Source organism: Streptomyces sp. SAI-170, assembly GCF_049739565.1.
Classification (GTDB): Bacteria; Actinomycetota; Actinomycetes; order Streptomycetales; family Streptomycetaceae; genus Streptomyces.
The window spans coordinates 6,688,381-6,701,564 of sequence record NZ_JBMGQD010000001.1; the positions used below are offsets into that span (position 1 = coordinate 6,688,381).

Sequence of the window (13,184 nt, forward strand, 5' to 3'; positions counted from 1 at the left end):
TATCCACTCATGCTGACCATCCTCGGCTTCGCCATGATCGCGACCTTCCTGGTCCTGATCATGCTGAAGAAGATGTCGCCCATCGCGGCGCTCGTGCTGATCCCAGCGCTCTTCTGCGTGTTCGTCGGCAAGGGCGCCGAGCTGGGCGACTACGTCATCGACGGCGTCTCCAGCCTCGCGCCCACCGCCGCGATGCTCATGTTCGCGATCGTCTACTTCGGTGTGATGATCGACGTCGGCCTCTTCGACCCGATCGTGCGGGCCATCCTCAAGTTCGCCAAGGCCGATCCGATGCGCATCGTCGTCGGTACCGCCCTGCTCGCGGCGATCGTCTCGCTCGACGGCGACGGCTCCACCACCTTCATGATCACCGTCTCGGCGATGTACCCGCTGTACAAGCGCCTGAAGATGAGCCTGGTCGTCATGACCGGTGTCGCCGCGATGGCCAACGGCGTGATGAACACCCTGCCCTGGGGCGGCCCCACCGCCCGCGCGGCCACCGCCCTGAAGGTCGACGCCAGCGACATCTTCGTGCCCATGATCCCGGCGCTCGCCGTCGGCCTGCTCTTCGTGATCGTCCTCTCGTACGTCCTCGGCCTGCGCGAGCGCAAGCGGCTCGGCGTGCTGACGCTGGACGAGGTGCTGGAGGAGGAGACGGTGCTGGTGGGTGCGGGCTCCGGTGCCGGCGGCGCTTCGAAGGTGACCGGCGGCACGGGCTCCGGCGTCCTTGGTGCGGACGCCTCCGACGAGGACGACGACTTCAAGGGCCTGGACCCGAACCGCCCCACCCTGCGCCCCAAGCTGCTGTGGTTCAACGCGCTGCTGACGGTCACCCTGCTCACCGCCATGATCATGGAGTGGCTGCCGATCCCGGTGCTGTTCCTGCTCGGCGCCGCGCTCGCGCTCACCGTCAACTTCCCGCGCATCCCCGAGCAGAAGGCCCGGCTGGCCGCCCACGCCGACAACGTCCTGAACGTCTCCGGCATGGTCTTCGCCGCCGCCGTCTTCACCGGCGTCCTGCAGGGCACCGGCATGGTCGACCACATGGCCAAGTGGATGGTGGACGTCATCCCCGCCGGCATGGGCCCGCACATGGCCCTGGTCACCGGTCTGCTGAGCCTGCCGCTGACGTACTTCATGTCCAACGACGGCTTCTACTTCGGTGTCCTGCCGGTCCTCGCCGAGGCGGGCGCGGCGCACGGCGTGACCCCGCTGGAGATGGCCCGCGCCTCGCTCGTCGGCCAGCCGCTGCACATGTCCAGCCCGCTCGTCCCGGCCGTGTACGTCCTGGTCGGCATGGCGAAGGTGGAGTTCGGCGACCACACCCGGTTCGTGGTCAAGTGGGCCGCCGCGACCTGCCTGGTGATCCTCGCCGCCGGTCTGCTCTTCGGCATCATCTGACACATCCTGGGGAGGGATCCGACCATGAGGCCCGGTAAGGACCGCGGCTGGCTGCTCCGCCTCGTCATCGCCTTCGGCTTCGCCCAGGGGGCGGTGTCGATGGCCCGGCCCGCCGTGTCCTACCGGGCCCTGGCGCTGGGCGCGGACGAGACCGCGGTCGGTGTGATCGCCGGCGTCTACGCCCTGCTGCCGCTGTTCGCCGCCGTCCCGCTGGGCCGCCGCACCGACCACGGCCGCTGCGCGCCCCTGCTGCCGGTCGGCGTGGTGCTGATCTCCGGCGGCTGCGCGCTCAGCGGCCTGGCCGGGTCGCTGTGGACGATGGCGGTGTGGAGCGGGGTGATGGGCCTCGGTCATCTCTCGTTCGTCATCGGCGCCCAGTCGCTGGTCGCCCGCCAGTCCGCCCCGCACGAACAGGACCGCAACTTCGGCCACTTCACCATCGGCGCCTCCCTCGGCCAGCTGATCGGCCCGGTCGCGGCCGGCGCGCTGATCGGCGGCCCCGACATGGCGGGCAGCAGCGCGCTCGCCCTGCTGGTCGCGGGTGCGGGCGCGGCCGCCGCGTTCACCTCGCTGTGGCGCATCGAGCACCGCCGTACGACGCCCAAGTCCCGCGCCGGGCAAGGCGTCCCCGTGCACCGCATCCTGCGCACCAGGGGGGTGCCGGCCGGCATCCTCATCAGCCTCTCCGTGCTGTCCGCGACCGACATCCTCACCGCCTACCTGCCGGTGGTCGGCGAGCACCGGGGCATCGCCCCCTCGGTGATCGGTCTGCTGCTCAGCCTGCGCGCGGCGGCCACGATCGCCTGCCGGCTGGTGCTGACGCCCCTGCTGCGGCTGCTGGGCCGTCGCGCGCTGCTGATGGTGACGTGCCTGCTGGCGGCGGCGCTGTGCGCGGGCGTCGCCCTTCCGGTGCCGGTGTGGGCGCTGGCCGTGATGCTGGCCGCGCTGGGCTTCTGCCTCGGCGTCGGCCAGCCGCTGTCCATGACGACGGTCGTGCAGGCCGCCCCGGACGGCGCCCGCTCCACCGCCCTCGCCCTGCGCCTGACCGGCAACCGCCTGGGCCAGGTCGCCGCGCCCGCCGCGGCGGGCCTGATCGCCGGGGTCGCGGGGGTGGCCGCGCCGTTCGTGATGCTCGGCGTGTTGCTGCTGCTCTCCTCGGGCGTCGCCCTGCGCGCACCGGCGAAGCCCGCCGAGGAGGCCTCGGGTGAGGCCGCCGGTGAGGTCGCCGAACCCCGTCGGACCGGGGTGTCCTTGGGCCGGAAGGGCGACAACTGACGGGTCGTAGGGCGCGGGTCCCGCTCTTCCCGGCGGAGATGTGACAAAGAGTCAGAACACGAGTGATTCGTACGACAATCAGTCTGACTCGGAGGATGTCGCATGCCCACCCTGCCCACCACGTGTCTGCCACGCCGCGCCCGAACGCGCACCGCCGCCCTCGCGGCCCTGACCCTCGCCGGGAGCGGCCTCGCCGGAGCGATCCCCGCCGTCGCCCAGCCCGGCGACAACGGGGACGTCAAGATCCACGCGGTGGGCACGCCCTTCACCGACCAGCGCAACGAGCCGAACGTCTGCGACTTCTACCTGGCGGCCTTCAACTTCGACCCGGGCGAGAGGGTCACCTGGACCATCAAGACCCAGCCGCCGATCCCGGGCGGGGCGCAGCTGCCCAACGCGGTTTACCCCGACAACACGATCACCATCGACGCGAACGGCATGGCCCAGAGCATCCCGCTCGGCCTGCCCAACGGGCAGTACAAGCTCACCTGGCGGACCAACCAGGGCAATGGAGCGGGCAAGTTCAAGGTGTTCAAGGTCTCCTGCCCGGTGTCCAAGCCCACCGCGCCCCCGACCGGACCTGGCGTCCCGCCGCACGGCGGCCCGCCCGCCGGCGGTGGTGGGCTCGCCCGTGACGCCGCCTTCGCTCCGGTCGCCGGTGCCGCCACCGTGGGCCTCGCCGCGGTCGGCGGGGTGATGTGGTTCCGGCTCCGTCGTCGCCCGCATGGCGCGTAGGCGCATCCGCAGGCCCTGGTACCGGACGCGCGCCTACCGTCTGACGAGGACGGTCGTGATGGCGGTCTCGCTGGTGGCGGGCGGCGTCTGGTGGGCTCAGGGCGAGGAGCCCGGCGGGGCGGTCGACACCGCCCGGCCGGGCTCCCCGGCCCTGTCCGCCACCGGCGACCACACCGACGCACGCGGGGCACCACGAGACGGCACCCGGAACCCCGAGAACCAGGCCCGGGACCACCGGGCCCCCCACTCCCGCGAGGCCGGGAAGCGCGACCCGCACCGCGGGGGTGAGCGGGTGAGGGGGGCAGGGGAACGGAGTGCACGGGGCGCCGGGAAGCGGGATGCGCGGGGCGCACGGAGGCTGGATGCGCGTGGTGCCGGGCAGTTGGACGCGCGTTGTGTCGGGAAGCCGGATGCGCGTGGTGCCCTGACGTCGGATGCGGGTGGCGCCCGGAAGGCCGATGTGCGGGGTGCCGGGAAGTCAGATGCGCGTGGCACTGGGACGGCGGATGCGCGTGGCGTCCGGACGTCGGATGCGCAGGGTGCCGGGAAGTCGGATGCGCGTGGCGCACGGAGGCCGGACCCGCGTGGCGCCGTGACGTCGGACGCGCGCAGCGCCCGGAAGGCCGATGCGCTTGGTGGCGGGCAGTCGGACGCGCGTGGTGCCGGGAGGCCGGATGCGCCTGGCGCTGGGGCGTCGGATGCGCGCGGTGCAGGGAAGTCGGATGCGCGTGGTGCAGGGAAGTCGGATGCGCGTGGCGCACGGAGGCCGGACCCGCGTGGCGCCGTGACGTCGGACGCGCGCAGCGCCCGGAAGGCCAATGCGCTTGGTGGCGGGCAATCGGATGCGCGTGGCGCCGTGACGTCGGACGCGCGCAGCGCCCGGAAGGCCGATGCGCGTGGTGCCGGGAGGTCGGATGCGCGCGGTGCAGGGAAGTCGAATGCGCGTGGCGTCGGGAAGCCGGGCCTGCGTGGCGCCCTCATGTCGGACGCGCGTGGCGCCCGGAAGGCCGATGCGCGTGGTGCCGGGAAGCCGCACCTGCGTGGCGCCGGGAAGCCGGACCCGCGTGGCGCCCTCACGCCGGACGCGCCTGGCGCCCAGAAGTCCGATCCGCGCGGCGCCCGGAAGGCCGATCGGTGTGATGCCGCGAAGTCGGATGCACATGGTGCCCGGAAGCCGCATGCGCGCGACGCCGGAAACCCGCATGCCCGCGACGCCGGAAACCCACAAGCGCGCGGCACCGGAAACCCACAAGCGCACGACACCAGAAACCCGCACGCCCGCGACGCCCGCAAGCCCACCCCGCACCGCTCGGCGCAGCCGGACCCGAAGCCGTCCCCGCGCCCCTCGGGGCCCCGGAAGGCTTCCCCCGCCGCGCCCGCGCTCCGCCCCCTGCCGCGCTCCCGCGCGACCCGCCTCACCATCGACTACATCGGTGTGGACGCCCCGGTCATGAGCCTGCACCTGGACAGCCGGCGGCAGCTGCCCGCGCCGCCCGAGGACGAGGCCAACCTGGTCGGCTGGTACGCGGACGGCCCGTCGCCCGGGGAGCAGGGCACCGCCGTGGCCGTCGGGCACCTCGACACCGACACCGGCCCCGCGGTCTTCGCCGGCCTCACCGAACTGAAGCGCGGCCGCCTGATCGAGGTGAAGCGCGCCGACGGCCGTACCGCCGTCTACTCGGTCGACGCCATCCGGTCGTACGAGAAGGACCGGTTCCCCAACCGGGAGGTGTACGGCGCCCGGGGCCGCCCCGAACTGCGGCTGATCACCTGCGGCGGCAACTACGACCGCAGGAACGGCTATTCGGGCAATGTCGTCGTCTTCGCCCACCTCGTCGAGACCCGCGCTGCCGCCGGCCGTCGCTGAATTCGGCCGTCCGCTTTCTCACCTGGTGGACCATCGCGTCCGATCCTGCCCGATCTCTTCCCCCGGCCGCGCCGGTTCCGTTAACTTCCGGGACCCACAGGCCCCGTACGACCCGCACGGGGCGTCCGACCGCGGAGCACCAGCGCCCGAATGAGCCCCCGGGGGCACCCCTCATGACACGCGCCATCTCCCTGCACGACGTCAGCAAGAGCTACACCAAGGGCACCCGTGTGGTGGACCGGCTGACACTGGACATCGCCTCCGGCGAGTTCCTCGTCCTGCTCGGCCCCTCCGGCTGCGGCAAGTCGACGGTCCTGCGCATGATCGCCGGCCTGGAGGAGATCGACGAGGGGAGCCTGCTGCTGGACGGCGAGCATGCCAACGACCTGCCGCCGGCGGGCCGGGACATGGCGATGGTCTTCCAGAACTTCGCGCTCTACCCGAACATGACCAGCCGCGACAACATCGGCTTCCCGCTGCGCATCGAGTCCCCCGGCGCGGACCCCCGCCCGCGGGTGGACGCCACCGCCCGCATGCTGGGCATCGAGGACCTCCTCGACCGCTTCCCCCGCCAGCTCTCGGGCGGCGAACGGCAGCGGGTCGCCATGGGCCGCGCGGTCGCCCGCCACCCCTCCGCCTTCCTGATGGACGAGCCGCTGTCCAACCTGGACGCCAAGCTCCGCAACCACCTGCGCGCGGAGATCGCCCGGCTCACCCGGGAGCTGGGCGCCACCACGATCTACGTCACCCACGACCAGGCCGAGGCCATGTCGCTCGGCGACCGGGTCGCCGTGATGCGCGGCGGCGTCCTGCAACAGGTGGGGACGCCCCGCGAGGTCTACGCCCTGCCCCGCAACGTGTTCGTCGCCGCCTTCATCGGCACGCCCCGCATCAACCTCCTGCGCGGCCTGGTGCGGGCCCCGATCGGCGGGGCGATGACCATCAGCCTCGGCAAGCAGTACCTGCGGCTGCCCGAACCCCTGTCCCTGGACCACCAGATGCTGCGCGTGCAGCAGGGCCGCGAGGTCATCGTGGGCCTGCGCTCGGAGGCCCTCCGCTTCGCCGAGCCCTCGGCCGCCCGGCCCGGCGAGGTGCCGCTGGTCGGCCTGGTCGAGCATGTGGAGTTCCAGGGCCACGAGGTGCTCGTCCACGTCAACACCGGCTCCAGCCCCGCCGTCGTACCGGACCTGGAGGCCCCGCGCCCGGTCCGCCGCACCCGGCGCCGCCGCGAGGGCGCCACGGTGGTGGACCGGCTGCGCCGCGAGGGCGGCACGGTCGTGGACCGGCTCCGGGAGCGGGCGGGCGCGCTGCGGGCGGGCCCGGTCGTGGTGCTGGACGAGCCCGCGGACCGGCGGCCCGAGTCCGCCGAACCCTTCGCGGCTCCCCAGGGCCGTATCCCCGGCGACCTCATCGTCCGCACCACCCCCGACCTCCACCTGCGGTACGGCATGCAGGTGCCGCTCCTGGTCGACCTGGCCCACCTGTTCGTCTTCGACCAGGACGGCGAGCGCATCTGCCCGGCCCCGGCCCGCCTGCCGGGCCTGGCGGAGTGAGGCGGACGCGCGGCCGACCGGGCCCATCTCACATCGGCGCGGCGCCCCAGGTGGCGTAGCCTCTCGCCGGGATGCCTCCGGCGCGGGCGTGGCCTCACCGCCGGGTGCCTCTGGCGCGGGAAAACTATCGCCGCTAGTTTGGCTTCCCGGATGTCGCCGCGATCTCGGGAGGTAGGCCGATGAAGGCCCAGGACGGCATGTACATCGACGGCGCCTGGCGCCCCGCCGCGGGCCAGGGCGTGATCGACGTGGTGAACCCGGCGGACGAGCAGATCGTCGCCCGGGTCCCCGCGGGAGACGCCGAGGACGTGGACACCGCCGTACGGGCGGCCCGCGCGGCCCTGCCCGGCTGGGCGGCCACGCCCCCGGCCGCCCGCGCCGAACGGCTCGCCGCGCTGCGGGACATACTGATCGCCCGCAAGGACGAGATCGCCGAGACCGTCACCGCCGAGCTGGGCTCGCCGCTGGCCTTCTCGCAGAACGTCCACGTCGGCGCCCCGATCGCCGTCGCGAGTTCGTACGCCGAGCTGGCGGCGACGTACGCCTTCGAGGAGAAGGTCGGCAACTCGACCGTCCTCCAGGAGCCGGTCGGTGTGGTCGCCGCGATCACGCCCTGGAACTACCCGCTGCACCAGATCGTCGCCAAGGTGGCCCCCGCCCTCGCGGCCGGCTGCACGGTCGTCCTCAAGCCCGCCGAGGACACCCCGCTGACCGCCCAGCTGTTCGCCGAGGCGGTCCATGAAGCGGGCGTCCCCGCGGGTGTGTTCAACCTCGTCACCGGCCTCGGCCCGGTCGCCGGCCAGGCCCTCGCCGAGCACCCGGACGTCGACCTGGTCTCCTTCACCGGCTCCACGGCCGTCGGCCGGCGCATCGGCGCCCTCGCCGGCGGCGCCGTGAAGCGGGTCGCCCTGGAGCTGGGCGGCAAGTCCGCCAACGTGATCCTCCCCAGCGCCGACCTCGCCAAGGCCGTCAACGTCGGCGTCGCCAACGTCATGTCCAACTCCGGCCAGACGTGCAGCGCCTGGACCCGCATGCTCGTCCACACCTCCCGCTACGAGGAGGCCGTCGAGCTGGCCGCGGCCGCCGCCGTCAAGTACGGCGACCGCATCGGCCCGCTCGTGAACGCCAAGCAGCAGGAGCGGGTGCGCGGTTACATCGACAAGGGCGTCGCCGAGGGTGCGCGCCTGGTCGCGGGTGGCTCCGAACCCCCGCGCGAGCAGGGCTTCTTCGTCAGCCCGACCGTCTTCGCCGATGTCACCGAGGACATGACCATCGCCCAGGAGGAGATCTTCGGCCCGGTCCTGTCGATCATCCGCTACGAGGACGAGGCGGACGCCCTGCGCATCGCCAACGGCACCATCTACGGCCTGGCCGGCGCCGTCTGGGCCGGTGACGAGGCCGAGGCGGTCGCCTTCGCCCGCCGCATGGACACCGGCCAGGTCGACATCAACGGCGGCCGCTTCAACCCGCTCGCCCCCTTCGGCGGCTACAAGCAGTCCGGCGTCGGCCGTGAGCTCGGCGCACACGGCCTCGCCGAGTACCTCCAGACCAAGTCACTGCAGTTCTAGGAGAGTTGCCCGTCATGGCCGTCCGTGCCGCCGTACTGCCCGCCGTCGGTGCTCCGCTGGAGATCACCGACATCGACCTCCCGGACCCCGGCCCCGGCCAGGTCCGCGTCCGCCTCGCCGCCGCCGGTGTCTGCCACTCCGACCTGTCCCTGACCAACGGCACCATGCGCGTCCCCGTCCCCGCCGTCCTCGGCCACGAGGGTGCCGGCACGGTCGTCGCCGTCGGCGAGGGCGTCACCCATGTCGCGCCCGGCGACGGCGTCGTCCTGAACTGGGCCCCGTCCTGCGGCGCCTGTCACGCCTGCACGCTCGGCGAGGTCTGGCTCTGCGCCAATGCCCTCAACGGCGTCGCCGACGTCTACGCCCGTACCGCCGACGGCACCGACCTGCATCCCGGCCTGAACGTCGCCGCGTTCGCCGAGGAGACCGTCGTCCGCGCCGCCTGCGCCCTGCCCGCACCCGCCGGCATCCCGCTCACCGACGCGGCCCTCCTCGGCTGCGCGGTCCTCACCGGCTACGGCGCCGTCCGGCACTCCGCCCAGGTGCGCGAGGGCGAGACGGTCGCGGTCTTCGGGGTCGGGGGAGTGGGCCTGGCCGCCCTCCAGGCCGCCCGGATCGCCGGCGCGTCGAAGATCATCGCGGTCGACGTGTCCCCGGCCAAGGAGGAACTGGCCCGCGCCGCGGGCGCCACCGACTACGTCGTCGCCTCCGAGGAGACCCCGCGCGCCGTCCGCGCCCTCACCGCCAAGCAGGGCGTGGACGTGGCCGTCGAGTGCGTCGGCCGCGCGGTCACCATCCGCGCCGCCTGGGAGTCCACCCGCCGCGGCGGCCGCACCACCGTCGTCGGCATCGGCGGCAAGGACCAGCAGGTCACCTTCAACGCCCTGGAGATCTTCCACTGGGGCCGCACCCTGTCCGGCTGCGTCTACGGCAACACCGACCCGGCCCGCGACCTCCCGGTCCTCGCCGAGCACGTCCGCGAGGGGCGCCTGGACCTGTCGTCACTGGTGACCGAGCGGATCACCCTCGACGGCATCCCGGCGGCCTTCGACAACATGCTCGCGGGCAAGGGCGGCCGCGCCCTGGTCGTCTTCTGATCCGCGACGCCCCGCACCCCGGCCTCGTAACGACGCCGGGGTGCCGGGCGTACCAGCCCGGCGAGGGTGCCGGGATGTCGGGCGAACCCGGGACCCGTGGTCACACCGTGGCGTCGGCGCTCTGAGGCCGGGGCTCCGGCGCCGCGGCCCGTGGCCGGGAGCGCGACACCGCCACGCCCGCCAGACACAGCGCGCCGCCCGCCAGCGTGAGCGCCCCCGGCACCTCGCCGAGCGCCGCCCACGCCATCACGACGACCAGCGCGGGCACGGCGTACGTGGTCGCCCCCATCCGTCCGGCGCTCGTCCGGGCGAGGGCGTAGGCCCAGGTGGTGAAGGCGAGCGCGGTCGGGAACACGCCCAGATAGACCATGTTGAGGGTGGCCCGCAGCGGCGCCTCGCCCGCCTCCCGCACCAACTGCCCCGCGAACGGCAGGCACATCACCGCCCCGACGGCACACCCGAACGTCGTCACCTGCAGCGCGCTCGCCCGCCCCAGGGCCGGCTTCTGCGCGACCACGCCGGCCGCGTACCCGACCGCGGCGAGCAGGCACAGCACCACCCCGAGGACCGAGGACCCACCGCTGCCCGACATCGAAAGACCGACGGCCACCGCCCCGGCGAACGACACGGCCATCCCCGCCACCAGCCGCGGCGGCATCGCGTCCCCGAGCACCTTGGAGGCCAGCAGGGCGATGAGGATCGGCCCGATGTTCACCACCAGCGCGGCCGTCCCGGCGTCCACCTGCTGCTCGGCCCAGTTGAGGGCGACCATGTAGAACCCGAACCACAGCACCCCGGACAGGGCGATGCCCCGCCAGGCACTCCGCGGCGGCAGCCCCTCCCGCCGTACGGCACACAGGACGCCGAGGACGAGCACCCCGGCGAGCAGCCGCCCGAGCGCGAGCGCGCCGGGGGAGTAGGCCGCTCCCGCGCTGCGGATGGACACGAAGGCCGACGCCCACAGCACGACGGTGACACACGCGGCACCGGCCGCCAGAAGTTCACCGCGACGCAGTCGCTTCACCGAAGAATCCCGCTTTCCACTCCGAGCAGGTCGCAGAACGCCCGCTCACCCTCGTCGGTCACTTTCACGGCGCGCGCGGACCCGATCCGCACGCACCACCCCGCCGCCAGCGCGTGCCGGCACAGCGCCGCCCCGGCCACCCCGGCGAGGTGGGGCCGGCGCTCGGTCCAGTCGAGGCACCCCCGCGCGAGCGGCCGCCGCCCGCCCCGGTCCAGGGCGATGCCGGCCGCGTCGAACCACGCGAGCCCGGCGTCGGTGAGCGCGAACCCGGCGTCCTGGCGCAGCAGTCCGCGGGAGGTGAACGCGTCGGTGAGCGCGATGCCGAGCCGCCCGGCGAAGTGGTCGTAGCAGGTACGGCCGCGCGCCATGGCCGAGCCTGCGCCCGCCTCCCGCAGACCACGCGGCCGCGCCTTCGCCCCGGCGTCCACCCGAGCGGCGAGATCCTCCACCAGCTGCGCGACCTCGGTCGACGCCAGCCGTACATACCGATGGCGCCCCTGACGCTCCTGCGCGAGCAGCCCGCCGGCGACCAGCTTCCCCAGATGCTCACTCACCGTGGACGCGGCGACGCCCGCATGCCGCGCCAGCTCGCCCGCCGTCCAGGCCCGCCCGTCCAACAGCGCCAGCAGACACGCGGCCCGGGTCTCGTCGGCGATCAGCGCGGCGAACGCGGCGAGCCCGGCCGCCTGCGGATCTTTGATGCTCATGGGCCCAGCATGCGACAGGAACGCTTCGGCCCCCACCGAAATATCAGACGGCCCCCGCCACCTGCTCGTACTGCCGCTCCAGCCCGTCGAGCAGCGCGGTCAGTCCCGTCTCGAAGGCCCGCTCGTCGATCTTCTCCTGGAGCTCGGAGAGCAGATGGGCCTGCCCGAGGTGGGGGTAGTCGGCGGGGTCGTAGGCGCTCTCGTCGTCCACGAAGCCGCCCGCGAAGGAGCCGAGCGCGGAGCCCATGATGAAGTACCGCATCAGCGCCCCGATGGAGGTGGCCTGCGGCGGCGGCCAGCCCGCCTCGACCATCGCGCCGTAGACCGCGTCGGCGAGCCGCAGCGCGGCCGGGCGGCGGCCGGGGCCGCGGGCGAGGACCGGGACGATGTTGGGGTGGTCGCGCAGGGCGGCCCGGTAGGAGACGGCCCAGTCGTGCAGCGCGGTCCGCCAGTTCCGGCCGTCCTCGAACATCGACAGGTCGACCTGGGCGCTCACCGAGTCGGCGACGGCCTCCAGGATCTCGTCCTTGGTCCGGAAGTGGTTGTAGAGCGAGGGCCCGCTCACCCCCAGCTCCGCGGCCAGCCGGCGCGTGGAGACGGCCGCCAGGCCCTCCGTGTCGACGAGTTCCCGCGCCGCGTCGACGATGCGGTCGGTGCTCAGCAGGGGCTTGCGCGGTCGGGCCATGGCGCACATAGTAGGGCTGCACCAGGAAACTAGCGGTGCTAATTTAAATGTGCAGCTTTCAAGGTCCTTTCTCTGTGGGGTGATCGCGTGGTGAACCTGGCGCTCAGCGAGGAGCAGACCGCCGTCAGGCAGCTGGCCCGGGACTTCGTGGAGCGCGAGATCGCCCCGCACGTGGTCGCCTGGGACCGCGCCGAGGAGGTCGACCGCGGCATCGTGAAGAAGCTCGGCGAGGTCGGCTTCCTCGGCCTGACCATCGACGAGGAGTACGGCGGCTCCGGCGGCGACCACCTCGCGTACTGCCTGGTCACCGAGGAGCTGGGCCGCGGCGACTCCTCCGTGCGCGGCATCGTCTCCGTCTCCCTGGGCCTGGCCGCCAAGACGATCGCCGCGTGGGGGACCGAGGAGCAGAAACGTCACTGGCTGCCGGGGCTGACCTCCGGCGAGTACGTCGGCTGCTTCGGCCTGACCGAACCGGGCACCGGCTCCGACGCCGGCAACCTCACCACCCGCGCGGTCCGCGACGGCGGCGACTACGTCATCAACGGCACCAAGATGTTCATCACCAACGGCACCTGGGCCGACGTCGTCGTGCTGTTCGCCCGCTCCACCGACGCCCCCGGCCACAAGGGCGTGACCGCCTTCCTCGTCCCCACCGACACCCCCGGCCTGACCCGCCGTACGGTCCACGGCAAGCTCGGCCTGCGCGGCCAGGCCACCGCCGAACTCGTCCTCGAGGACGTCCGCGTGCCCGCCTCCGCGATGCTCGGCGAGGAGGGCAAGGGCTTCTCCGTCGCCATGTCGGCGCTCGCCAAGGGCCGGATGTCGGTGGCGGCCGGCTGCGTCGGCATCGCCCAGGCCGCCCTGGACGCGGCCGTGCGCTACGCCCAGGAGCGCGAGCAGTTCGGCAAGCCCATCGCCCAGCACCAGCTGGTGCAGGAGCTGATCAGCGACATCGCCCTCGACGTCGACGCGGCCCGGCTGCTGACCTGGCGGGTCGCCGACCTGATCGACCGCGGGCAGCCCTTCGCCGTGGAGTCCTCCAAGGCCAAGCTGTTCGCCTCCGAGGCCGCCGTACGCGCCGCCAACAACGCCCTGCAGGTCTTCGGCGGCTACGGCTACATCGACGAGTACCCGGCCGGCAAACTCCTGCGCGACGCACGGGTGATGACCCTCTACGAAGGCACCAGCCAGATCCAGAAGCTGCTCATCGGCCGTGCGCTGACGGGGGTTTCGGCGTTCTGAGGCGTTCTGAGTACCGGCCTGAGTAGTTGA

At 73.3% G+C, this 13,184-nt stretch carries 11 protein-coding genes; 8 read left to right on the forward strand and 3 right to left on the reverse strand.

Annotation, left to right across the window (positions count from 1 at the left end):
- The first annotated feature begins 9 nt into the window (after nucleotides 1-9).
- The 7 genes from RKD23_RS30065 to RKD23_RS30095 all read left to right on the forward strand — a co-directional run bounded on the left by RKD23_RS30065 (nucleotide 10) and on the right by RKD23_RS30095 (nucleotide 9,496).
- The gene (locus tag RKD23_RS30065) at nucleotides 10-1,401 is read left to right on the forward strand and encodes a CitMHS family transporter (RefSeq protein ID WP_424856546.1); all 1,392 of its coding nucleotides are present in this window, start codon (nucleotides 10-12) and stop codon (nucleotides 1,399-1,401) included.
- A 24-nt stretch (nucleotides 1,402-1,425) separates the two neighbouring features.
- Nucleotides 1,426-2,676 (forward strand): MFS transporter, encoded by a 1,251-nt coding sequence (locus tag RKD23_RS30070; protein ID WP_424856547.1) that lies wholly within the window; start codon nucleotides 1,426-1,428, stop codon nucleotides 2,674-2,676.
- A gap of 111 nt (nucleotides 2,677-2,787) precedes the next feature.
- Entirely contained in the window at nucleotides 2,788-3,411 is a 624-nt protein-coding gene (locus RKD23_RS30075; protein ID WP_424858369.1) for a hypothetical protein, read from the forward strand.
- Between the two features lie 979 nt (nucleotides 3,412-4,390).
- Nucleotides 4,391-5,278: a class F sortase gene (locus RKD23_RS30080; RefSeq protein WP_424856548.1), complete on the forward strand. Its 888-nt coding sequence runs from the start codon at nucleotides 4,391-4,393 to the stop codon at nucleotides 5,276-5,278.
- 173 nt (nucleotides 5,279-5,451) lie between these two features.
- The gene (locus RKD23_RS30085) at nucleotides 5,452-6,831 is read left to right on the forward strand and encodes an ABC transporter ATP-binding protein (RefSeq protein WP_424856549.1); all 1,380 of its coding nucleotides are present in this window, start codon (nucleotides 5,452-5,454) and stop codon (nucleotides 6,829-6,831) included.
- A gap of 179 nt (nucleotides 6,832-7,010) precedes the next feature.
- The gene (locus tag RKD23_RS30090) at nucleotides 7,011-8,399 is read left to right on the forward strand and encodes an aldehyde dehydrogenase family protein (RefSeq protein WP_424856550.1); all 1,389 of its coding nucleotides are present in this window, start codon (nucleotides 7,011-7,013) and stop codon (nucleotides 8,397-8,399) included.
- 14 nt (nucleotides 8,400-8,413) lie between these two features.
- Nucleotides 8,414-9,496: a Zn-dependent alcohol dehydrogenase gene (locus tag RKD23_RS30095; protein WP_424856551.1), complete on the forward strand. Its 1,083-nt coding sequence runs from the start codon at nucleotides 8,414-8,416 to the stop codon at nucleotides 9,494-9,496.
- 100 nt (nucleotides 9,497-9,596) lie between these two features.
- Here the strand turns inward: RKD23_RS30095 and RKD23_RS30100 are convergent, their stop codons facing one another.
- The 3 genes from RKD23_RS30100 to RKD23_RS30110 are packed head-to-tail and all read right to left on the reverse strand — an operon-like array spanning nucleotide 9,597 to nucleotide 11,912.
- On the reverse strand, nucleotides 9,597-10,520 hold the full coding sequence (locus RKD23_RS30100; protein WP_424856552.1) for a DMT family transporter: 924 nt from the start codon (nucleotides 10,518-10,520) through the stop codon (nucleotides 9,597-9,599).
- The gene (locus tag RKD23_RS30105) at nucleotides 10,517-11,227 is read right to left on the reverse strand and encodes an ArsR/SmtB family transcription factor (RefSeq protein WP_424856553.1); all 711 of its coding nucleotides are present in this window, start codon (nucleotides 11,225-11,227) and stop codon (nucleotides 10,517-10,519) included. Before RKD23_RS30105 ends, RKD23_RS30100 begins: the two co-directional genes overlap by 4 nt.
- A 43-nt stretch (nucleotides 11,228-11,270) precedes the next feature.
- Complete coding sequence (locus tag RKD23_RS30110) at nucleotides 11,271-11,912, reverse strand: TetR/AcrR family transcriptional regulator (protein WP_424856554.1); 642 nt, start codon at nucleotides 11,910-11,912, stop codon at nucleotides 11,271-11,273.
- Nucleotides 11,913-12,002: 90 nt separating this feature from the next.
- Between RKD23_RS30110 and RKD23_RS30115 the strand changes: the two genes are divergently transcribed.
- Nucleotides 12,003-13,154: an acyl-CoA dehydrogenase family protein gene (locus RKD23_RS30115; protein WP_424858370.1), complete on the forward strand. Its 1,152-nt coding sequence runs from the start codon at nucleotides 12,003-12,005 to the stop codon at nucleotides 13,152-13,154.
- Nucleotides 13,155-13,184: the final 30 nt, after the last annotated feature.